Origin of the sequence: Buttiauxella selenatireducens (genome assembly GCF_031432975.1) — a bacterium.
Classification (GTDB): Bacteria; Pseudomonadota; Gammaproteobacteria; order Enterobacterales; family Enterobacteriaceae; genus Buttiauxella; species Buttiauxella selenatireducens.
On record NZ_CP133838.1, the window covers coordinates 1,553,881 to 1,577,312 of the forward strand.

General features: G+C 46.8%; 19 protein-coding genes. 6 read left to right on the forward strand and 13 right to left on the reverse strand.

Going from position 1 to position 23,432, the window contains the following annotated elements; all coding sequences use genetic code 11:
* Positions 1 to 32: 32 nt before the first annotated feature.
* The gene (rplY, locus tag RHD99_RS07245) at positions 33 to 317 is read right to left on the reverse strand and encodes a 50S ribosomal protein L25 (protein WP_183269964.1); all 285 of its coding nucleotides are present in this window, start codon (positions 315 to 317) and stop codon (positions 33 to 35) included.
* Between the two features lie 126 nt (positions 318 to 443).
* Positions 444 to 2,204: a DNA repair helicase RadD gene (radD, locus tag RHD99_RS07250; protein WP_309878143.1), complete on the reverse strand. Its 1,761-nt coding sequence runs from the start codon at positions 2,202 to 2,204 to the stop codon at positions 444 to 446.
* Between the two features lie 188 nt (positions 2,205 to 2,392).
* Here radD and rsuA point away from each other — a divergent pair, with 188 nt between their 5' ends.
* The 3 genes from rsuA (at position 2,393) to RHD99_RS07265 (ending at position 5,006) form a co-directional block, all read left to right on the forward strand.
* On the forward strand, positions 2,393 to 3,100 hold the full coding sequence (gene rsuA, locus RHD99_RS07255) for a 16S rRNA pseudouridine(516) synthase RsuA (RefSeq protein ID WP_183269962.1): 708 nt from the start codon (positions 2,393 to 2,395) through the stop codon (positions 3,098 to 3,100).
* 72 nt (positions 3,101 to 3,172) lie between these two features.
* A complete protein-coding gene (locus RHD99_RS07260) occupies positions 3,173 to 4,312 on the forward strand; it encodes a Bcr/CflA family multidrug efflux MFS transporter (protein WP_374708477.1) in 1,140 nt (379 codons plus the stop codon).
* 349 nt (positions 4,313 to 4,661) lie between these two features.
* Positions 4,662 to 5,006, forward strand: coding sequence for a YejG family protein (locus tag RHD99_RS07265; protein WP_183269960.1), 345 nt, complete (start codon positions 4,662 to 4,664; stop codon positions 5,004 to 5,006).
* A gap of 16 nt (positions 5,007 to 5,022) precedes the next feature.
* Here RHD99_RS07265 and yejF read toward each other — a convergent pair whose 3' ends face one another.
* The 9 genes from yejF to RHD99_RS07310 form a co-directional block, all read right to left on the reverse strand.
* Positions 5,023 to 6,612 carry a microcin C ABC transporter ATP-binding protein YejF gene (gene yejF, locus RHD99_RS07270; RefSeq protein ID WP_309878144.1) on the reverse strand — a complete coding sequence of 530 codons (1,590 nt, stop codon included), beginning with the start codon at positions 6,610 to 6,612 and terminating at the stop codon, positions 5,023 to 5,025.
* 1 nt (position 6,613) lies between these two features.
* Positions 6,614 to 7,639, reverse strand: a complete 1,026-nt coding sequence (locus tag RHD99_RS07275) for a microcin C ABC transporter permease (protein WP_309878145.1) — start codon at positions 7,637 to 7,639, stop codon at positions 6,614 to 6,616.
* Positions 7,636 to 8,733, reverse strand: coding sequence for a microcin C ABC transporter permease YejB (locus tag RHD99_RS07280; RefSeq protein WP_309878146.1), 1,098 nt, complete (start codon positions 8,731 to 8,733; stop codon positions 7,636 to 7,638). Before RHD99_RS07280 ends, RHD99_RS07275 begins: the two co-directional genes overlap by 4 nt.
* 8 nt (positions 8,734 to 8,741) lie before the next feature.
* Positions 8,742 to 10,550: an extracellular solute-binding protein gene (locus RHD99_RS07285; protein WP_309878147.1), complete on the reverse strand. Its 1,809-nt coding sequence runs from the start codon at positions 10,548 to 10,550 to the stop codon at positions 8,742 to 8,744.
* A 179-nt stretch (positions 10,551 to 10,729) separates the two neighbouring features.
* The gene (pdeN, locus tag RHD99_RS07290) at positions 10,730 to 12,316 is read right to left on the reverse strand and encodes a cyclic di-3',5'-guanosine monophosphate phosphodiesterase PdeN (RefSeq protein ID WP_309878149.1); all 1,587 of its coding nucleotides are present in this window, start codon (positions 12,314 to 12,316) and stop codon (positions 10,730 to 10,732) included.
* Between the two features lie 243 nt (positions 12,317 to 12,559).
* Positions 12,560 to 13,126 (reverse strand): bifunctional murein DD-endopeptidase/murein LD-carboxypeptidase, encoded by a 567-nt coding sequence (gene mepS, locus RHD99_RS07295; RefSeq protein ID WP_183269953.1) that lies wholly within the window; start codon positions 13,124 to 13,126, stop codon positions 12,560 to 12,562.
* A gap of 421 nt (positions 13,127 to 13,547) precedes the next feature.
* The gene (locus RHD99_RS07300) at positions 13,548 to 14,255 is read right to left on the reverse strand and encodes a phosphatase PAP2 family protein (RefSeq protein ID WP_309878151.1); all 708 of its coding nucleotides are present in this window, start codon (positions 14,253 to 14,255) and stop codon (positions 13,548 to 13,550) included.
* 42 nt (positions 14,256 to 14,297) lie between these two features.
* Complete coding sequence (locus RHD99_RS07305; RefSeq protein ID WP_309878153.1) at positions 14,298 to 15,278, reverse strand: CobW family GTP-binding protein; 981 nt, start codon at positions 15,276 to 15,278, stop codon at positions 14,298 to 14,300.
* Between the two features lie 131 nt (positions 15,279 to 15,409).
* Positions 15,410 to 16,873, reverse strand: a complete 1,464-nt coding sequence (locus tag RHD99_RS07310; RefSeq protein ID WP_309878155.1) for a mannitol dehydrogenase family protein — start codon at positions 16,871 to 16,873, stop codon at positions 15,410 to 15,412.
* Positions 16,874 to 17,081: 208 nt separating this feature from the next.
* Between RHD99_RS07310 and uxuA the strand changes: the two genes are divergently transcribed.
* A complete protein-coding gene (gene uxuA / locus RHD99_RS07315; RefSeq protein ID WP_183269949.1) occupies positions 17,082 to 18,275 on the forward strand; it encodes a mannonate dehydratase in 1,194 nt (397 codons plus the stop codon).
* Between the two features lie 130 nt (positions 18,276 to 18,405).
* On the opposite strand, the gene yeiP is transcribed toward uxuA, so the two are convergent.
* Positions 18,406 to 18,978: an elongation factor P-like protein YeiP gene (gene yeiP, locus RHD99_RS07320; protein WP_183269948.1), complete on the reverse strand. Its 573-nt coding sequence runs from the start codon at positions 18,976 to 18,978 to the stop codon at positions 18,406 to 18,408.
* Positions 18,979 to 19,514: 536 nt separating this feature from the next.
* Between yeiP and RHD99_RS07330 the strand changes: the two genes are divergently transcribed.
* Together RHD99_RS07330 and RHD99_RS07335 are read left to right on the forward strand one after the other, a co-directional pair.
* On the forward strand, positions 19,515 to 19,787 hold the full coding sequence (locus tag RHD99_RS07330; protein WP_309878156.1) for a YkgJ family cysteine cluster protein: 273 nt from the start codon (positions 19,515 to 19,517) through the stop codon (positions 19,785 to 19,787).
* Positions 19,788 to 20,130: 343 nt separating this feature from the next.
* The gene (locus RHD99_RS07335; protein ID WP_309878157.1) at positions 20,131 to 21,927 is read left to right on the forward strand and encodes a DUF7380 domain-containing protein; all 1,797 of its coding nucleotides are present in this window, start codon (positions 20,131 to 20,133) and stop codon (positions 21,925 to 21,927) included.
* Between the two features lie 125 nt (positions 21,928 to 22,052).
* Here the strand turns inward: RHD99_RS07335 and RHD99_RS07340 are convergent, their stop codons facing one another.
* Complete coding sequence (locus tag RHD99_RS07340) at positions 22,053 to 22,892, reverse strand: DUF2971 domain-containing protein (protein ID WP_309878158.1); 840 nt, start codon at positions 22,890 to 22,892, stop codon at positions 22,053 to 22,055.
* Between the last annotated feature and the right edge of the window lie 540 nt (positions 22,893 to 23,432).

Consider the following 23,432-nt stretch of genomic DNA (forward strand, 5'->3'; position numbering starts at 1 on the left):
CGAAGCGGGTTTTTTTCGAGCTAAATTCGCGATTAAGCGCGAACGAAGTCGATGTGGCTCAGTTTTGGCTTGAACGGGTGACGCTGAACAGCCTGAACTTTAACCTTAACTTCTTTACCGTCTACAACCAGAGTCAGAACTTCTTCGTAGAAACCTGGTTTAGTTTGCAGGTTCATTACGTTGTCGTGATCCAGTTCGATAGAGATCGCAGCTTCGGAACCACCATAGATGATTGCCGGGAATTTGTTAGCTGCACGCAGGCGGCGGCTCGCACCCTTGCCCTGCTCTTTGCGTTCTACTGCATTGATAGTAAACATTAACTGTTTCTCTCTTAAATAATCCTGTTACAGGCGACCCAGCAACAGGTAAGTGATCTGCCTTGCGGATGCAAAAGCGGGCGGGATTATAGCCATATCTGCCCCAGGCTTCAATGAAAAGTACCTTTAGCCGCGCAATTCATTCGCACGGCGGAAGCGACCTTCGTAATCAAATACCTTTTCCCGCACGTTCCAGAAGTTGCCGTTCTTACGCGCAACGACAAAATCTGGGTGACGGAGAGATGACTGCTGTGCCACGACATCCGCGGCGTTTAACCAGCGTAACGGCACGCCGGGGGTACGGCTGTGAGGACGAATAAAGATCTGTTCAAACGCCATTCGCTGGGCGGGCGTTTGCAGGCGGAATCGCTCGCTGGCATCCGCGCCATCTTCATCAAAGTAGGTAATCTTTAGCCACTCGCCTTTGTCATCACCGCCATGTTGCAGCGTCATGCCACCACAGCGCAGCACCAGCGCATCTTTTAATTTCAATGCGGCTTTCAACATATCATCAGGATCGACCAGAACCTGATCGCACTGGTGGCAGCGGCGCGCGGCAATATCATTTTCAGCATGACATTGTGGGCAATTTTTAAAGCGGAAGCGGAAATCGCATTGTTCACGCGTACCTTCGTCATCTTCAAACCACCCCTGACAACGGCGGCCAAAATGTTCAATCAATGTGCCATCGCTGGTGGTCTTGCCCCAAAACGTGTTGGCAAAACCACAGGATGGGCAGAATACCTGCACTGGCACATTGTCGCTTTTGCCTTTCGCTGCCCCGACTTCAGGGGTGAATAAATCATGAGGATTACCCGCGTAATCCAGAATCAAACAATCTTTTTTTCCCGGTGCCAGACGCAACCCACGACCCACAATTTGCTGATACAGACTCACTGACTCGGTCGGTCGTAAAATAGCAATCAAATCGACATGAGGAGCGTCAAAACCGGTGGTGAGCACCGAGACGTTGACCAGAAAACGGAATTGCTGGTTCTTAAATGCTTCTATTAATGTATCGCGCGCAGGGCCTGGGGTATCGGCGGTAATCAGTGCTGCATCGGTTGCGGGCAGTAAGGCGGTGACTTCTTTGGCATGTTCAACCGTCGAGGCAAAAATCATTACGCCGCGTCTGTCGGTCGCAAATTCAACAATCTGACTGATGATGTGCGGCGTTATGCGCTTTTGCTGTTTTAACTCGCGATTAAGATCCGCTTCGCTGAACAAGCCGTTAGATTGCGCCTGCAAACGGCTGAAATCGTACTGCACGACGGGCATATCGAGCCTTTCGGGCGGCGTTAAATAGCCGTGCTTAATCATGTAGCGCAGCGGGAGCTCATATATACAGTCACGGAACAGGGCATTTTCGTTACCCCGGACCATGCCGTGATAGTGAAAATGGTAAATCCAGCCTTTCCCAAGGCGATAAGGCGTGGCGGTTAGCCCTAGCAAACGCAGCTTAGGATTTGCCGTGCGTAAATGGGCAAGGATTTGCTGATACTGGCTATCGTCGGAGTCACCGATGCGGTGGCATTCGTCCACAATCAGCAAGGAAAACTCACCGTGGAACTGCTCCAGATTACGCGCCACCGACTGTACACTGCCAAAAACCACTTTGCCGTGGCTCTCTTTGCGTTGCAGACCCGCTGCAAAAATGTCGGCTTCCAGTCCAAGCGCACAATATTTAGCGTGGTTTTGTGCGACCAACTCTTTGACATGCGCCAGCACCAGTACGCGCCCACGAGCCACTCGGGCGAGTTCGGCAATCACCAGGCTTTTTCCGGCACCCGTCGGCAACACAATGACCGCAGGCGTAGTGTGTTTGCGGAAATAGTGCAGGGTGGCGTCCACAGCTTCTTGTTGGTAGGGGCGTAAGGTAAAAGACATTGTCACTCAATCTGAAGAAAAATAACGCGTTCAATTATGCCATGGTAAGCGTTTTACCTTGAGAGAGTTTTTGTTGCCGCTATACTGGCAAACTAATTAACAGGCGAACGATTTTTACCACTTGAAAACGGGCTTACGCCCTGTCGGCCATTTCGTGCTGGCACCTCTTTGAAACAGGCAATATTTTAATGCGACTCGATAAATTTATCTCTCAGCAGCTTGGCGTGAGCCGTGCTATTTCTGGCCGTGAAATCCGTGCGAGCCGTGTCACCATTGATGGTGAAGTTGTGCGTGACGCTTCTTTCAAACTGAACCCTGAACATCAGGTTGAGTTTGATGGCCGTTCGTTGACTCAGCAAAATGGCCCTCGCTACTTTATGCTTAATAAGCCGCAGGGGTATGTTTGCTCCACCGAAGACCCGGATCATCCAACCGTACTGTATTTCCTGGATGAGCCGATGGCGCATAAATTGCACGCTGCCGGGCGTCTGGATATCGACACTACTGGCCTTGTGCTGATGACCGATGATGGCCAATGGTCACACCGTATTACTTCTCCGCGCCATCATTGCGAAAAAACCTATTTAGTGTCGCTTGAGAATCCGATCTCCGATGACACGGCAGAACAATTCGCTGCTGGAGTTCAACTGCATAATGAAAAAGATCTGACGCTGCCTGCGGTACTTGAAGTCATTACCCCGCAGGAAGTCCGACTGACCATTAGCGAAGGGCGTTATCACCAGGTAAAACGCATGTTCGCGGCAGTGGGCAACCATGTGGTGGGTTTACATCGTGAACGTATTGGCGCCATTGCCATGGATGCGGATCTCGCGCCGGGTGAATACCGTCCATTAACTGAAGAAGAAATTGCCAGCGTAGGCTTACCGCCGCGTTGATTCCAGGAGGATGTGTTGAGCAGTAAGCAAAACTCGTCAATCGGTATTGTGGTGATACTTGGCCTGCTGGCCATGTTGATGCCGTTATCAATAGATATGTACCTGCCAGCGTTACCGGTCATCGCCTCGGAATTTGGCGTGCCAGCAGGCAGCGCGCAAATGACGCTAAGTACATATATTCTTGGCTTTGCTATCGGTCAGCTCTTTTATGGCCCGATGGCAGACAGCATTGGCCGTAAACCGGTTGTGCTGGGAGGTACGTTAGTCTTTGCGGCGGCGGCGATTGCTTGTGCACTCTCACAAACGATTGATCATTTGATTGCGATGCGCTTCCTGCATGGTCTTGCTGCGGCTGCCGCAAGTGTCGTTATCAACGCTTTGATGCGCGATATTTATCCAAAAGAAGAGTTTTCACGCATGATGTCGTTCGTCATGCTGATCACGACGATTGCGCCGCTGGTGGCACCCATGGTCGGTGGGGCGGTGCTGGTGTGGTTTAGCTGGCATGCCATCTTTTGGATTCTGGCGCTGGCAGCACTGCTTGCCTCAGCGATGATTTTCTTCCTGATCCATGAAACGCTACCGGTAGAACGGCGGCAGAAGTTTCATTTGCGCACGACGATAGGCAACTTCGCAACACTGTTCCGCCACAAACGTGTGCTGAGCTATATGTTGGCGAGTGGCTTTAGCTTTGCGGCGATGTTCTCATTTTTGAGCGCAGGGCCATTTGTTTACATCGAGCTCAATCACGTCGCGCCGCAGCATTTTGGTTACTACTTTGCGCTTAACATCGTGTTTTTGATCGTGATGACACTGATCAATAGCCGCTTCGTGCGCCGCTTTGGTCCACTGGCGATGTTCCGCTTCGGGTTGTTTGTGCAATTTGCTATGGCAATCTGGCTGGTCGTGAGCACAGGACTGGGGCTAGGTTTTTGGTCAATGGTGCTGGGAGTGGCCGTATTTGTTGGCTGTGTGTCGATGGTGTCGTCAAATGCGATGGCGGTCATTCTTGATGAATTTCCCCATATGGCAGGGACGGCCTCTTCGCTGGCGGGCACGTTCCGCTTTGGTATCGGTGCATTAACCGGTGCGCTTTTATCTATCGCAACCTTTAACTCCGCGTGGCCAATGATTTGGTCGATTGCGGTGTGCGCAACATGCTCCATCGTTTTCTATCTCTACGCCAGCCGTCCCCGACTCGCCACTAATTAGTCCTAAAGTGTAAAAACGGGTATCGCCAGATACCCGTTCTTTAATCTAAATCAACGAAAATTCCCTTCGAATGCCTACAATTTGTTTCTCAAATGTAAACGCATCAACAACAAAAAGTCATATTCTTGTAGTTAAAAAGGTTGAGTTAGATCGAAGAAAGCGTTACATATAGCGCCGAAACGTGTGCAGCACCACAAAAGTAAAACGTTAAAAATGAAATGGTAGACAAATAATTACAACGGATGTAAGCGGTTTTCAACTGTGTTTACACACAAGTCGTCAACATTGTGTTAACCTTTATGTAAATCGTTTGTGAAAATATTTTTAGTTTTTCCAGGGGAATACCATAGTGAATACGTTACAACTTTCCATCGTTCATCGTTTACCGCACAGGTATCGTTGGCTGGCGGGTTTTGCAGGGTCCAGAGTTGAACCGATTCCGCAAAATGGGCCGAATGCTGAAAATTGCCTGATTGGTCTAAAACTGCTGAGCGACACCAGCGATGCCGCATGGCCGACGATGCACAAGCTAAGCCTTGCCTTGCGAGATATTGAAGTGGATTGTTCTGTTGTGGAATGTGAAGGCGAGCCCTGCTTGTTTGTGAATCGCCAGGATGAACTTGCCGCAACGTGCCGACTGAAAAATTTTGGCGTTGCCATTGCGGAGTCTTTCTCCAGCGCGAATCCTTTTTAACTGTAAAACCTGCGTGTCAGGCAAGCACAAGTAACTGGCGTGTGTATTCCGCCTGAGGTGCAGCGAAAATCTGCTGACATGCCCCTTGCTCGACCACTTCTCCCTGCCGCAGTACCACAATCTGATGGCACAACGACTTCACCACGCGCAGATCATGGCTGATAAAAATGTAGGCCAGCTGATGCTTTTCTTGTAACGATTTCAGCAATGCCAGAATTTGCGCTTGTACGGAACGGTCAAGAGATGACGTCGGCTCATCCAGAATAATCAATTCCGGTTGTAAAATGAGTGCGCGGGCTATGGCGATGCGCTGTCTTTGCCCGCCTGAAAATTCAGCCGGATAGCGGTGCATGGTTTGCGGATCTAACCCCACTTCCTGCATAGCGACGATCACCTTCTGCTCACGTTCAGCCGCACTTAACGCAGGCTGATGGACGCGCAAACCCTCTTCAATGATCTGCAAAACATCAAGCCGCGGATTGAGTGACGAATTGGGATCCTGGAAGACCACTTGTATACGGTTACGCAGCGGCAGCAGTTTTTTGCGATTAAGGTCGTGCAACGGTTTACCGTCAAACCAAATCTCTCCGCTGGAGTGAATAAGGCGTAGCAGTGCAAGTCCCGTCGTGCTTTTCCCGGAGCCTGACTCCCCAACCAACCCGATGCTTTCACCCGCACGCAGCGCAAAACTCAGATTTTTTATCCCATAGTTAAAGCCGACTGTTTTCCTGAGCAGCCCGCGGCGTATCGGGAAAGCGACCTGTAAATCATGAACCGTTAATAGCGGCGTGTTGGTTTCATCGACCGGGCGCGGAGTCCCCGCCGGTTCTGCTGCCAGCAATTGTTGGGTATACGGGTGCTGCGGTCTCGCTAACAATATGGCCGTCGAGTTTTGTTCAACACATTTTCCGTTGCGCATCACGGCAACGTTATCAGCCAGCTTTTTGACGATATTCAGGTTATGAGTGATAAAGAGCAGGCCCATATTCAGCTCTTGCTTGAGTTCTTTCAGCAAATGCAGGATCTGCGCCTGAACCGTGACATCCAATGCCGTTGTGGGCTCGTCGGCAATCAGTAATTCCGGGCGCGTCAGCAACGCCATGGCAATCATCACACGTTGGCGTTCCCCCCCAGAAAGCTGATGCGGGAAGTCAGTTAAACGGCTTGCCGCGTTGCGAATACCGACTCGATCAAGACAAGACAGCATTTCAGCGCGAGCGGCTTCCCGGCGCATCCCCCGATGGAGTGATAACACTTCGTAAAGCTGCTTTTCGATATTGTGCAGTGGATTAAGCGAAACCATCGGTTCCTGAAAAATCATGGCAATTTTATTACCACGCACGCTGCGCAGCGTGCGCTCAGGCGCATGCAACAGTTCCTGGCCTTTAAAAAAAATCTCCCCTGACGGATAAATCACCGGCGGAGCAGGCAACAAACGCAGCACTGATAGCGCAGTAACGCTTTTCCCGGAACCCGATTCCCCGACTAACGCCAGCGTTTCACCGGCATTCACTTCAAGGGATAAATCGTCCACCACTTGCCGGACGATATTACCGCTACGGAAGGCGACAGACAGATGATTGATGGACAGCAATGGAGTTGTCATCTCAGTACACCTTGCTTGGGTCGAAGGCGTCACGCACGGCTTCACCAATAAAAATGAGGAGTGTCAGTAAGATGGCCAGCGAGAGGAACGCGGTGATGCCAAGCCACGGAGCCTGAAGATTATTTTTGCCTTGCAGCAGCAGTTCACCCAGTGATGGTGAGCCGAGCGGTAAGCCGAAACCGAGGAAATCCAGCGAGGTGAGGGTGGTAATCGAACCGCAAAGAATAAATGGCAAAAATGTCAGCGTAGCGACCATAGCGTTGGGGAGCATATGGCGGATAATTATCGACCCGTCACTCACGCCCATTGCCTGAGCTGCCCGAATGTAATCGAAGTTGCGGGTACGCAAAAACTCAGCGCGCACCACACCGACCAGACCCATCCAGCCAAACAGAACCGTAATACCGAGTAGCCACCAGAAATTCGGCTGGATGACGCTTGAAAGCAGAATGATGAGGAAGAGTGTCGGCATCCCCGACCACACTTCAATAAATCGCTGGCCCCACAAATCCACTCGTCCGCCGTAATAACCTTGTACTGCCCCGGCCAGTATCCCAATGACGCTGGATAAAATCGTCAACATCAGGCCGAACAGAATGGAAATACGCGTGCCATACAAAATCCGCGCCAGCACATCGCCGCCGTTGGCATCAGTCCCAAGCCAGTTTTGGCTGCTCGGGGGGGAAGGGAAGGGGACGGCGGTGGCAAAGTTAATCGCATTGTAGCCAAAGCGGATCGGTGCCCACACCACCCATCCTTTTTGGTTCAGGCGTTCTGCAAGCCAGGGATCCTGATAATCCGCAGGTGTCGCCAGAGGGCCACCAAAATCACTTTCGCTGTAATTGGCAATAAACGGAAAATAGAGACGTTCCTGATAATGCACGACCAACGGGCGATCATTCGCAATCAGTTCTGAACCCAGAGTGAGTAAAAAAAGAATGGCGAAAACCCACAACGACCAATAGCCGCGCTTATTATGCCGAAACCGTGCCCAGCGGGCTTGATTAACAGGACTTAAATAGCTCATCCACGGCCCTCGAAATCAATACGTGGATCAACCAGCGTATAAGTAATGTCGCTCAGAATATTCAGCAGCAAGCCAATCAGGGTGAAAATGTACAAGGTCCCAAACATCACCGGATAGTCGCGGGAAAGGGTCGAGTCATATCCCAGCAAGCCCAGTCCGTTTAGCGAGAACATCACTTCGATAAGCAACGAGCCGGTAAAAAACATACTGATGAACGTGGCAGGAAAACCGGCGATCACTAACAGCATTGCGTTGCGGAACACATGCCGATAGAGAATTTTACTTTCATCCAACCCTTTGGCTCGCGCAGTGACCACGTATTGCTTGCGAATTTCATCCAGAAACGAGTTTTTGGTCAACATCGTCAAGGTCGCAAAGCCCCCGACCACGGTCGCCAGCACCGGTAATGTAATGTGCCAGAGATAATCCATGATTTTGCCGTACCACGGCAGGGTATCGAAATTCGTCGATACCAGGCCACGCAGCGGGAACCAGTCCAGATAACTGCCGCCAGCAAACAACACAATCAGCAAGATAGCGAACAAGAATGCGGGGATCGCGTAGCCAATGATAATAAACGTGCTGCTCCAGACATCAAAAGCACTGCCATTGCTGACGGCTTTTCGGATACCGAGCGGGATCGACACCATGTAGATAATTAAGGTGCTCCACAAACCAATCGAGATAGACACCGGCAAGCTGTCTTTAATCAGATGCAGAACGGAAGCGCTGCGGAACAGACTATCGCCAAAATCAAAACGCAGATAATCCGCGAGCATTTTGAAGTAGCGTTCATGAATCGGTTTATCGAAACCGTAGCGGTGAGTGATTTCGGCAATGACTTCCGGGTCAAGGCCACGAGCGCCGCGGTACTGGCTGTCGCCAACATTTCCGACACCGACTCGGGCATGACCGCTTCCCATAGTATCCGTCGTTAAACCGGGAACCCCTGCGCCGTGGCCAAATTGAATCGCCGCGATCGCCTGATCCACTGGGCCACCAGGTGCAATCTGTACGATGAAAAAATTGATGGTGATAATTGCCCACAGTGTCGGGATTATCAGCAGCAAACGACGTAACAGATAGCTTCCCATAGATACCCTTAACGCCGGTTTGCCGGTAATTGAGCGGCTTTGTTAACGTCATACCACCAGGTGTCAAAGCCTGTGGTGTATAACGGATGAATGGCCGGTTTGGAGAATTTACTCCACCAGGCGAAGCGGTCTGCTGCCATGTACCACATCGGAATCATGTAATTATTCCATGTCAGTACCCGGTCTAGCGCGCGCCCCAGTGGTAGCAGTTTTTGTTTGTCACCCTGATGAGCCACAATTTGAGAAATCAGTTTATCGACCACCGGGCTTTTCACTCCCGGCGCATTGTAAGTCGAGTCGACGTATTCCGAAGCCCACGAAATTTGCACATCCGCACTGGGATAAGGCATGGCGCTGTACAGTGTTGGCATCATGTCATAGTCGCGGGAACGCAGGCGGTTGGTAAGCTGCGAGTTATCCACCTGGCGAACCTCCATCGTGATACCCAGTCGTTGCAAATTATGCTGGAACGGTAAAACCCATTGTGTGTTGCCGGTGGAGCCAATCAACAACTCGAAACTCAACGGTTTACCTGTTTTAACATTGACGAGTTTTTGGTCTTTTAGTACCCACCCCGCTTCTTTCAACAAGTTCAGGGCTTTGAGCAGATTGTTGCGGTCAAAACCATCCCCGCGCGATTTTGGTGGGTTGTAGATAGTGGTAAATACCTCTGGCGGTAAATCTTTCTTCATGGGGGCCAGAATTGTCAGTTCATCAGCATTTGGATAATCCCGCGCGGCATATTCCGTGTTCTGGAAATAACTGTTCGCCCGATTGTATGCGCCATAAAACAGCGCTTTGTTCATCCATTCAAAATCGAACGCCAGGCCAATCGCTTCACGAACTTTTCGGTCTTCAAAGATAGGGCGCTGGATGTTAAACGCCAGCCAGCGCGTGTCCTGAGCGGCATCGTTGGGCTGCTCTTCTTTTACAATGAAACGATTCGCAAAGTTCTTTCCGGTATAACGCGTCGCCCAGTTCTTTGCGCTGACTTCGAGACGATAATCGTAGGCACCGGCCTTAAAGGCTTCAAAAGCGACATTGTCATCGAGATAGTAATCGTAACGGATTGAATCAAAATTCCAGCGGCCACGGTTTACCGGTAAATTGGCGGCCCAATAGTCACTGACGCGGGAGTATGTAATATATTGCCCCATGCGCCATGCCGTTATTTTATACGGGCCGCTGGCTGGAGGAGGTGCAGACAGTGGGTCGCTGAGTTTATGATCTTTCCAGAATTTTTCAGGAAATACCGGAAGCGAGAATAACCCTAACATCCGTTCTTTACTGGGTTCTGCCAGCTCGATACGCACCGTTAAAGGCGAGATGCTTCGCACCTTTGCACCTTTATAAACCAGGCGAAACTGCGGCACACCTTCAGTCATGAATTTATTAAAAGTGAAAGCGACATCACTGGCTTTGATGGGCGTCCCATCATGAAAACGGGCACGCGGATTAATTTCGATTTCAGCCCAGGCAAAATTGGCAGGATAGCGCGCCATTTCGCCGATCAGTGGGTAATAGCTGCCAGGCTCATCATCTGAGGTGGTAAAAAGCGAGTCATACAATGCTTCGGTACGTACACCGGGATTGCCACGCAGCGCATAACGGTTGAAGTTATCAAAGGTGCCAATCGCCGACAGGGTGATGTTCCCACCCTTTGGCGCCGCAGGGTTGACGTAATCAAACTGCGTGAAGTTGACGGCGTATTTAGGTTCACCTAAAACGGCAAAGGAATAACTTTCCTTGATGTTTTCAGCCTGACTTGACGCAGCAATCAGGCAAAGGCTCAGTAGGGCGAGGGTGCGGGAAAACATCGTATAGGTCATTCCTTGTCAGGGAGGAGATTACCTTATTGTTTCATCCCGAAACAATATCAATATCCAGGTAATGTACCACCGCATTATAACGTCATGATGGTAAATCATAAGTTAAGCACGTGATACTTCAAGCTGCATCTTTGCAGGCAGTGGATATTGGTTGTCAGACAGAGAAATTAACGGCGAATAACCCACTCATCGTAATCTTTTTGCTGGTTTTCCCATTCCTGCAATTGCACAAGAGTAAGAGGGCGGGCGAAATAGTAACCCTGTAAATAATTCACGCCCTGGTCAATCAACCATTTGGCTTGCTCGCGGGTTTCAACGCCTTCCGCAACGGTGGTCATGCTGAGTTTGCGTGCCAGCGTAAGCACGGCATCGAGCACCGGAGAGGTGACGGTCTCAAAGCCAATCGAGTTAACAAAGCCACGATCAATTTTGAGATAGTCCAGCTTAAAGCGTTCGAGATAGATAAGCGCACTGTGCCCGGTACCAAAGTCATCGACAGCAATTTCATACCCTTGCTCGTGCATCCAGGAAAACAGGCAACTGGCTTCGTTTTCCTTAATCATATCGCGTTCGGTAATTTCAAAAATGAGTTGGAAATGATGGGGCGACAACGAGGCGGCAAAAGCTTGAATATCTTCTTTGAAGGTGGGGGAGTGCAAATGGCTGGGGGCCAGGTTAACACCGAGTCGTGCACCAGGCGGTAAAACATGCTGGAGCTTTTTGGCATCACGCGCAATCAGTTCAAACAAGTGGCGGGTGAGGGGAACAATCAATTGCTGGGCTTCTGCAAAGGCGATAAACGCATCCGGAGGAATAGGGCCTGCAATAGGATGATTCCAACGCATCAACACTTCGACACCAGACATTTTTAGCTCTTTGGCATTCACTACCGGTTGATACACCACATAGAACTGCCCGCGTTTAATACCGGTCAGGATCTCTTTGCCTGAGCGTAAGCGTACCGTCAAAAAATAGGCGCACAATGCACCGCAGAGAATGCCGAAAACTAAACCTGTAAGAATGGAAATTTGAATGTCTTCCACAGGCCAGGTTTCACCGTACAGTTCTATCTTAATGGGATAACCCGGAATAGAGATGACGCGAGTAGGGTGAGAGGGGAGCTCTGACACATTCATCACGTTATTGGATATCGTTGTTAGCGCTTTATCGCCCGCGATAATGGCCATCGACACCCGATCATTCTGGCGTGTGGTGAATAATAAATAGGGGGTGAGATTGACATTCAGGGTGGCGAAAACGCCCCGGCCTTCCATTACGGGATTTTTAAACCACGCGGCAATAGTCGGCTTACCTGGCACCATCGGCGTGCCTTGCATAATAGTCAGGTCGATATTTTCATTGATGTTGATATCAGGCACTAACTGGTCCATGCCCATCAACATGCTTCCGGTGGCCGATGAGCAATAGGCTTCATCGTTACGGACTAATACAAAGGCGCGGATATTGGCATTAAAGGCGGCGCGCGAAGTCAGTTCACTTGAGACTTGATGGCAATCAGAGAGAGTTAACGGTTGAATGCTGGTGGCAGTGGATTCGAGTTCATCGAAAAAGGCATTGAGATAATTGCGTACGTCATCAGTAAGTGTGTCATAACCCGTCTCACGCTTACTGTGCAATGTCAGGCTGGTCATACCACCAATCAGTAGCGCGGCAAGGATGCCCGCCAAAATACTGAAGGTGGCTATTTGCCGGATTGAGGTAAAGTAACGTGAAAATATATTTTTAGAAAACATGGATAACGGGTTCCTGCAGGCGCAAGAGACTTATTGTTTATTTGTATTTTTTTGGACTATAACGCAAAAACTACCATTGAGTCATAAAGTTTCGAACGAAAGTTATAATCATTGTGGAATCGTTTATTTATTGCACTCCACGAAATTCAGGCAATAAAAAAACGCTGTGTAAACAGCGTTTCTTGTCTCGTCGAAGTGTTGTCTCGCAAACAGCCAAGGGAGTAACTGTTTGCAAGAACCGCATTAACTGCGGCTCAGTACGCGTCGTGCTTCGTTATAGCGCTTCTTCCAGTACGGCTCGTCCATGCTTGAAATCGTCACACCACTGCTGGTGGAAGCATGTACAAACTGATTATTGCCGATATAAATACCAACATGTCGACCGGTTGAACCTGCGCGGAACAGAACTAAATCGCCAGTACGTAATTTATTACGTGAAATCGATTTACCTGAATCCTGTTGTTCAGAAGTTGAACGAGGCAACTCTAAACCAAATTGTTCACGGAATGTACGCTGCACGAATGCAGAACAATCAATACCGCTTTTATTGCTGCCACCAAGACGATAACGAACGCCTTTCCAGCTTGCATATTGATCCATGAGACGTGATTTCACATCTACATTACGGACCATCTCTTCGAATTCATCCTGAGAAGCTTGCAGTAAAAAACCATCTTTATTGCCGACTGCATGCGTCTCAGAATGCATATTTGCGGTGTTTGTCGAACTACATGCTGACAGCATCACTGCCACAGCAACGGCGGGAATTACCCGCAAGATATATCTCAAAATAGGCTGAGATGTGACCATTATGTTTGTTATCCCTTGATGTCCTTAACGATAAATATCGTTATACAAAATGCCAACGTGACGAGACTAATTACCTGAGCGTCATGAAACAATTGCTTATGCACAAAACTGTGGTATGACGCACAAATTTATTCACACTGCGAATGATTTGGCTTTAAGCACAAAACGTATTCGAGGGTACCCTATCAGCACTTGCGTGGCGAGAGCTTTTATCTGATTTTTTATAAGAAATTGTGATGTTAAGGAATGATAAGAAATATTGCGTATTTGTTAAGCGAAATTGCTGCTTAAATGTGCAAATGCTTCTTTTGTCTGGAGAAGCAGAAAGGTTAAATATTAGGCGATTTTGGCGAGAGAATGAAAAATCACCAGAGATCATTCCGTTCTCTGATGATTAAAATTTAATCGTGTTTATCGGATGTTAATCATTTGCTTTGTGCAATTGAGGTAAATAGCGGTCCAGAAGGTTAATTAACCCGTCACTTACTGGGGTTAAAAGCACCCATGGCAAGCAAACAAGCGCAATAGATAGTGAACCGACAAAAATATCAGTAAACCAATGTGCGCCTATCATCATGCGCGGCATCATGAAAATCAGAAAAATAATAACGGCAATGGCGAACGCTTTTTTGCCGAAATATCGCAGCATGAAGCCGGTGTAAATCAGCAGCATTAATCCATGGTCGCCAGGGAAGCTGTCTTTAGAAGCATCCTTTGTCGGGAAATGCAGCAGGTCGCTGACCCGATAAATATCGGTGAAATACAGCGTAGGGCTGACATGAGATTCTGGAATCAGATGGCCGAGTTGATTAATAATAATTGCGCAAAATAACATCACGATGCCCATGATAACCATGCGACGGCGACCGGTTGCTTGCTCTTTGCGCCAGTAGAAGAAAAACAGCGAACCCATCGCTAATAACGAAATGCCATCGAACACCCGATTATTGGTCACAGCGACAAGTACCAGGAAGGCATGGCTGTTAACCAGTTCACGGTTAAAGAAATGGAAGATGTTGGAATCAATAACGAACCAATAGCCGTGTCCTGAAGGCAGATACCAGCTAAAAAAGAGTGCAAATCCCAGTGCATTCAGCACCAGGATAAGAGGAAATCGAATAGTATTCATACAATGTCACGAGATTTTTTAACAAAGGGCGAAAGGGTAGGCTTACAAACTTAAACGTAACTTCAACAACGATGATTGCAACGTATTCCAGTCAACTTCACCGCTATGGATCAACTCAATACGGCTATCTGGCGGCGCAACGTTTTGTGTTTCGATATGGAAATCAAGACTCTGACGATTAACTCGTACTAAGCCTTCCGGAATACGCAGGACACCTTTAACGCGGTCGACTGGGGCAAGCCTGGCCCATTCCAGAATCCCAACGGTGTCAAAGACAGTGTCTGCATCAAATATCCAGCCGCAACCGACATAGCCCTGGCCACTATTAATGCTGCGCCTCCAGCGTTGATGCTCGGGCAGGCTTAATGCAGCAAGCCCCTTAGATACGGCGTGGCTATGATGATGATCGGGGCTGGAAGGCAGTTCGCGTAGATTTTGACGCGGTTTATCGAGGAGGCTGATGTCGATGTTACCGTTATGAGCGGGAATAATTTCACGGCCCGCCGCTTCGCGCTGTTGCCATTCGGCCAATGCACGGCGGCTTTCATCGCTGGCACGGTCTTCTTTATTCGCAATGATAATATCGGCCGCGGCGAGCTGATCGCGGAAATTATCATTATTCACAGCTCGTTCATCAAGCAACTGGCGCGGGTCGAGCAAACAAATCGTGGCGTTGAGTTCTATCCACGGTTGGTAAACCTCGGCAGTCAGCATGTCGAGAATTTGTTTAGGATGACCCAGACCGGTAGGTTCGATGAGCAAGCGGTCGGGTTTACCCTGGCGCAGAAGCGTGTTCAGGCCAACTTGCATCGGCAGCCCATTCACACAACACATACAGCCGCCTGGGATTTCTTTCAATAATGCACCACTGTCAGCTAATAACGCACCGTCGATACCGACTTCACCAAATTCATTGACCAGCACAGCCCATTTTTCATGCTCAGGTTTATTGGCCAGCAAATGTAAAATGGTGGTGGTTTTTCCGCTACCGAGAAAACCGGTAATGAGGTTGGTTTTAGTCACAGGCGCTCCGGACAGGTTAAGTGAACCTTACGTGATTGATTATCACAATCCTGAACAACATTTGCGAGAAAAGGAAGCCTGAGTGGGCATCACATCCTTGTGAAGCACGTTTAAAGGCATTGATTGTTAAATTAGCCGACCCGTTTAGCGACGGCTGCGCGTGCGCCATTGCGACATAATTCGTTCCATGCGGCACAGATGTTTTCGACAAATTGTTCATCAGCAGGCAGGTCACTACCGAAGATTTCTTGCAGGCTGAGCAAAGCGTGAACACGTTCTTCAGGAGCGCTGCCTTCAACCAGTGCTTTTATCTTCCCGGCCAATGGATCGCGAATATCAATCTCGTTGCCAGCGTCATCGGTGCCGCTGACATAGCGCATCCATCCGGCAATACCCAATGCCAGGCATGGCCATTCGTCACCTTGTTGCAGGTGCCAGCGTACACTTTCCAACATGCGCTGCGGCAGCTTCTGGCTACCATCCATCGCGATTTGCCAGGTGCGGTGTTTTAGCGCCGGGTTTTCGAAACGCTCAAGTAAGTCATGCGCATATCGCTGCAAATCAACGCCCGCAACGCGGAGTGTTGGCGCTTGTTCGTGCATCATTAAACGATGCGCGGCCAGGCGGAAATTGTCATCAGCCATGCAATCATTGACATGCTGATAGCCCGCGAGGTAGCCGAGATACGCGAGGAAGGAGTGACTACCGTTGAGCATGCGTAGCTTCATCTGTTCCCACGGCATCACGTCGTCGACCATTTCAACGCCCACTTCTTCCCATGCCGGACGGCCAGCAACAAAGTTATCTTCAATAACCCATTGGATAAATGGTTCACCTGAAATCGCACACGGATCTTCAACGCCTAGGGTTTCAGTGATTTCGCGTAAAGATTCTGGCGTTGCAGCAGGGACAATTCTGTCAACCATAGTGCTTGGGAAAGTCACGTGCTCACGGATCCAGTCGGCTAATTCCTGGCTGCGGGTTTCGGCCATGCCAATCACCGCATTGCGTACCACATGGCCGTTGTCAGGAATGTTGTCGCATGAAAGCACGGTAAAGGGACGTAATCCTCGTTCACGGCGGCGATTGAGGGCTTCCACCAAAATACCGGGCGCTGAATGTGGCTCGGTGGGATGCTGTAGATCGTGAATAATCCGTTCGTTATTGCTGTCGAGTTTTCCGGTCGCGGGGTCGATGCAATAACCCTTTTCAGTCACGGTCAGGGAAACAATCGCCACCTGCGGCTCGCAGAATTTCTCAATAATTGCATCAAGGCCATCGAGTTTTGCATTCAGGCATTCGTTAACTGCACCGACAACAATCGCCTGATTACCCTCGCGGCCTTTTTCCAGCACGGTATAGAGGTGGTCCTGGTCTCGCAACGCGCTCATCAACTTGTCGCCGCTAAACAGGCTTATTTCACAAATGCCCCAATCTCCTCCCAATTTATTGAGCACCCGATCGGTCAACAATGCCTGGTGCGCGCGGTGAAACGCCCCAAAGCCAAAATGGACAATGCGGGTTTTTAACGCCTGGCGATCATAGCGTGGTTGCTGAACATCGGCAGGGAGCGTGACCGAAGCAATTGTATTCATAAATGTAAATCCTGATTAACGAATTGGTAACATTGCGCAGTCTAAAGTTATATGACAGCAAATTAAATTGGTGTGCCGTCTTTATCCATTTAATGTGAGCTGGATCAACCAATGTAACCGCAAAATTTGACCGAAAAGAAGAATTCAGTATGGTAGTAGTCAATGTGGTATTAAGAATTGGTATGACAACTTAACTGAGGAACTGTCGATGGAACAAACATGGCGTTGGTACGGCCCAAAAGACCCGGTATCTCTGGATGATGTGCGTCAGGCGGGCGCGACCGGTGTCGTTACTGCTCTGCATCACATCCCAAATGGTGAAGTGTGGCCAGTTGCTGACATTAAAGAGCGTCAAGCCGTGTTGGCAGCGAAAGGACTGACCTGGTCAGTGGTAGAAAGTATTCCGGTACATGAAGAAATTAAAACTCACACCGGCGAATACGATAAGCATATCGCAAACTACCAGCAAAGCATTCGTAACCTGGCAGAATGTGGCATCGACACCGTGTGCTACAACTTCATGCCAATTCTGGACTGGACGCGTACCGATCTTGAGTATGAATTGCCAGATGGTTCAAAAGCGTTGCGCTTTGACCAGATTGCTTTTGCAGCATTTGAGTTGCACATCCTTAAGCGCAAAGGCGCTGAGGCAGATTACAGCGAAGAAGAGCAGCGTCAGGCGCTGGACTACTTCAACAGCATGTCAGATGCCCAAAAAGAAAAACTGACGCGCAATATCATCGCGGGTTTGCCGGGCGCGGAAGAGGGTTACACCCTGGACCAGTTCCGTGCGCGCCTTGCTGAATACGACGGCATTAATAAAGAGCAACTGCGCGAGAACATGGCGTACTTCTTACGTGCGATTGTTGCGGTAGCGGAAGAAGTCGGTGTGCGTCTGGCGGTTCACCCGGACGATCCACCGCGTCCTATCCTCGGTCTTCCACGCATCGTATCGACTATTGAAGATATGCAATGGCTGAAAGAAACCGTTGATAGCATTTATAACGGCTTCACCATGTGTACCGGTTCTTATGGCGTTCGCGCAGACAACGACCTGGTACGTATGATTGAAACTTTCGGTGATCGTATTCACTTCACCCATCTGCGTGCAACATGCCGCGAAGAAAACCCGAAAACCTTCCATGAAGGCGCGCATCTGCAAGGTGATGTGAACATGGTTGCGGTGGTAAAAGCGATTCTGACTGAAGAACAGCGTCGTAAAAACAGAGGGGATGTGCGTCCGATTCCAATGCGACCGGACCACGGACACCAGATGCTTGACGATCTGCACAAGAAAACCAACCCAGGTTATTCAGCGATTGGCCGCCTGAAAGGTCTGGCTGAAGTGCGTGGTGTGGAACTGGCTCTGAAACAGACGTTATTCCCGGATTTGCTGAAGTAACGTTAAGCTATTGTTGGATGGGCGAGCGTTGTACAGCCCGTTTTAACCGGAGATCGGTGTGTTTGCTTAAACAGTAAAACACCATAAAAAAACGCGCCTTCCGGCGCGTTTTTACATTCTTAGCGGCAAATTAGTCTGCACGACCCATAGAACGTTTTTCAGCGATATGAATACGGATCTTCTCACCCGTAACCATATATTCTGGAACCTGAATCACAAGCCCAGTAGACATGGTTGCAGGTTTGGTGCGGGAGCTTGCTGACGCGCCTTTGATGCCAGGTGCGGTTTCAATGATTTCTAAATCCACAGTCTGTGGCAATTCCAGCGCCAGCAATTGGCCATCCCAGGTCAGAACCTGCATGTCAGGCATGCCACCTTCAGGAATGAATTGCAGCTCTTCTTCAATCTGATCTTTGGTGAAGATATACGGGGTGTAATCTTCTTTATCCATGAACACGTATTCGTTGCCATCAATGTAAGAGAAATCAACGTAACGGCGGGTCAGGGTAATGGTGTCGACGATATCGTCGCCTTTGAAGCGCTCTTCAACTTTCTGGCCAGTACGGACATCAGAAAAACGCATTTTGTAAAGCGTTGCTGCGCCACGTGCGCTGGGTGCCTGAATATCAATATCTTTAACAATCAGCAGCTTGCCGTTGTAATTCAGTACCATACCTTTTTTGACTTCGTTAGCTCTTGCCATCGATGTTTCCTGTAAAAAATTGAGGAGCGAAAATATTGCGTCAAATTACTCGCGGGGCGCAGTTCAGGCAAGCAGATTTCGCTACCCTTCATACTTCAAGCTGCCTCTTTGTTGGCTGCGTTTACTCACCCGAATCACTTACTTTAGTAAGCTCATCGGGATGCGTTCACTTGCCGCCGCGATGCAACCTGAATTATTTTGGGCTGGAGTTATGTAGTTAACGTAGTAAAGCCGCGTTGCTACTGCTACAGTCCAGATCCTTGTCAGCCCACCGGAGCATTGCAGATGGACTGTCGTCCCGATTGCGGCGCATGTTGCACCGCGCCTTCCGTATCCAGCCCAATCCCCGGCATGCCCAATGGCAAGCCTAATAGTCAATTATACCAAGTATGAAAATTGTTGACCCTGATTGGCATGGTTACTTACTGCCTCGTGTGGAACGTATACCAAGTAATGCTTATTGTCGTCGCTATCGACCTGTAAGGCATTCTGTTAATGTCGTTTTCTAAGGCAGGAACAAGTGGGAGAGGTTTTTGATGGAATGCCGTACTGACTGCGGAGCTTGCTGTATTGCCCCTTCAATTTCAAGCCCGATCCCAGGGATGCCTTACGGAAAACCAGCTAATACGCGCTGTGTCCAACTTTCGGATAATTTCATGTGCAAGATCTTCACATCGCCATTGCGTCCCAAGGTTTGTGCAAACTTACAAGCCAGTCGTGAAATGTGTTTTACACATCGGGATGATGCAATGACTTACCTGATTAAACTGGAAGTTGATACCGCACCTCAGGGTAATGATAAGTTGTAAGGCGGGTTGAAATTAGAATAGGGTGTTACAGTATTGTTGTAGCGGTTAGGCGAAAAAATTCATAGCCTGTGTAGTCAATATTAATCATGAGCTGTATTTTTTTGTATTCGTGTGCAACTGTAGAGCGGATACCGTGGTAAGCTAAAACTAAATCACCACTACTAGCGGTGCCGATAAAATTTAGTTTCCACATCTTCTAAGATATCAATCTCGACGAAATCGATGGTGTTTCCGCTGGTATTGACCTATGTGTCACCCCCCATATAAAATATTAATCTTTAATTTCCACTAAATATACAACAATGTTAATTTAATAACATTAAAAATTCTGTATGGTGATGTAATGAACAATACAATTAATTACGATGATATTGATTATATTGCAAACATAGTCAATGGTACAAAAATGGATGGTTATTCTTGCTTTGAGCTAATCAAGAATTTTTCGAATAATTATCGATCTAGTTGTAAAGATGTTATTGATTTGTTGGTTAATATTGTTAATGCAAAAATAGACATTAAAAAACGAAACTCTCCTTACCGTGATTTAAGTACAAACAAAATTTTTTCAGATATTTTAAGTGATAAAGATCTCGAGGTAATTAAAGAACTTGCACCAAAAATTATTTACTCACCGCTTCGTGGGAGACTATATGATTTCCTATGGCTGTATAAAAAGGGGAGAGATAGGAATTATGCTTTAGAAGCAATAAAATCGTATTCCTCTTTAACTATAGAGGATAATAATTGGCATACATGCGTAAGTAACTGTTTTCAACGAGCACTTCAACTATCTTTCATTCATCCTGAAAATGAATTCTGCAAAGAAGTCGAAGATAAAATAATGAGTTGTTTCATGAGTACAGCAAACTCATTTCTATTTGTTGAAATGGCTTCGTTGATCACTTCCACTGGATTAAAAAAAGACATTTATGAATTAATAAATAAGAGGATGAGAAAGGGAATTTATTATTTTCTTAACAAGAATGATTACACAAGTGCTAACAGATGTTTGATCATTTTGAATGAACGATATAAAACTGAAATTAATGCAGGTAATGGTGATCACAAATGTCAGTTGGTCAATATTGCTCAGGCAAGAGCATTAACTGATGAGGGTAATCAGTATGATGGATTAATTGCAATTGGATGTTATCAAAATGCATTAAAACATTATAAACATTCGAAGCTGTATATTCGTGCTATGTTTAGAGTAGATGAAGAGATAATCGGGTTAAAAAGAAAAATCCGAACTCAAGGAAAACATGCCTCTGAATCAATGGTGATTATTAAAACAGAACCAGTGAATATTTCAGAAGAAGTAAAGAAAGCCATTGAACATGTTTCAGATAAACCTGATGTAATGACCGCAATTGTGCATTTCTGCTTTTTAAAGCAGGGCTTTGATAAAAGTGTTATGATTCAAAATACATTAGATCTGATAAAGAACCACCCACTTCAAAACCTTTTCTCTCAGACTGTGATAGATTCAGACGGGAGAGTTGTAGGGGGATCAGATGGAATTGATGTTGGTAGTGCTGATGTAGCTGAAATTGAGAATATCATTGTTCCTTTATCTCAGGGATTTGCCCAAGAAGTCAGTTACAATGTAAGTGCATATATTTTACCTGCTTTATATAAATTGACCGACGATCATTATATTGATTATGGTATGGTAAAAGAAATTTGCGAAAAATGTGGATTTATCTCACCAAACAAAACTGAGCTTTTCTCACAAGCGCTACAATTTGGTTTTGAAGGTAATTATTCAGTATCTGTTCATCTTCTTGCGCCATTAGTAGAGGATACCATAAGAAAGATACTTTATGATCAAGGCGACTATACGGCAATTATTGATAATAATTCGAAAAGTACAGAAGTATCGATTAATACATTATTAAGTAAAAATACAGCTCAAGAAGTCTTTGACTGTAATTTCTTATTTGAATTAAAAATGCTTTTGACTAACCATGTTGGCTCAAACATAAGAAATTCAGTAGCACATGGACTTCTAGATGATAATACTTCTCAAGGATATGATGTAGTGTATCTTTGGTGGAGAATATTGAGATGGATTGTATTATCTGTTGTTCTTTTTAAAAACGAATATAAAGATCTAACAGTGGAAGTTTCTGGTTGACTCTTCTATAAATGTTACATTCATACAATGGTAGTTATACGTAAAAATAAAATTCCGTATGGTTTTTAATTCTAACTGGATGCACGCAAAAATGGCGTGAATTCAGTTAGAATTGTATTTTAAAATTAATCAATTGGGACGGCGTGAAGTTCAAAACCCCCTGGGTTCAATACTTCCATTTTGAAAAATTTCACCTCTGAAAGTCGTTTATTATCTGAATGCTTGATAGCGTTGATGATTGCATCACGTACAGATTTTTTCATTCTGAGTCCGAAGATGATTTCTTTTAAATCAAGGCCGATATCAGTTACACCTGGTTTTACTTCGAAAAGCCGGTATTCTTCTTCATAAGCCCAACACTCAGATTTTGTAACCAAAGATGAATTTATTATTCTCTGCCGGGCTGCGGTGTTACTGCCAAGCATAATCATGATATCTTTTGATTGAACGAATCTACTCCCATCATAATTAACTTTATATATCTTGTCAGTCATAACTTCTGGAATGGTATATCCCAAGCACAACCCAAAATGGTTATCAGCATAGTGTGACCACATAAGTGTTGATTCTTTACTGCCTGAAAGTGAAAGAACTCCACGAGATAAATATTCTTTAAGTTGAATTACCGTTTTTTCTTGGACCGTTTCGATTGAATATTCTTTCTCGAAAATCTGTTGACTTTTTAGGTCAGTTAGGAAAGCATCATATTCACTATCAATGTTGGCAGACTCAGGGTAATTTTCTGACTGATGAGTCATGTTCCTATTATGTTGATTCTGATTTATTAAGGAATGTAATACGCACATATTTAAAAAAGGGTCATCACTTAAAACCAACTCGGGTTGAAATTCATGAGGATCATTAAAATTATTTGGATCAGCGAAATAGACCTTGTTCTCAAGGATTAATTCTAACGTTCGTGTATCAAAGGCTCTATATTTGTATAAATGGTCGGGGCAAGTCATGCTATTTTCCTTGAAAAGTGCCTCTCTTACGCACATCTTTTGATCATATCATTTATGGTTTCTCTTTCAATGATTGAGACTCCTTCTAATTCATTGATTTTTTTGAAATGTTAGAAAGCGCGGTCATTGCGTAATTTATGAGTTTTTAAAGCTGGCTCAGTTCAAAAGCCAGCGCCTATGAATATTGCAAAACTCAACCAGATTTTTTAAATTTCGTTGTGCTCATACCGCTCGTTTGTTTGCATGTGATCGTAAATTCATCAGGTGTTTACCTCACCGTCAATACATAAAAAGATGCAATCTTATAACCAAAGAGAATATTACGTATGAAGCCAGAAAATTTTATCACTGTATTGGATTTTGTTTGACGATATGACTGCACCCTGGAAGCCGTTTAGAATTGATCTCATCGCGGTTTATCGTTCAATATCGAGATGATGTATGCTAATAGTTAGCCAACTATAGCCGTGAGACTGCTTTAAAATTACTTATAGAAATGGACTAATCGATACAGATTGCTGGCGCTGAAAAGAGTATTGC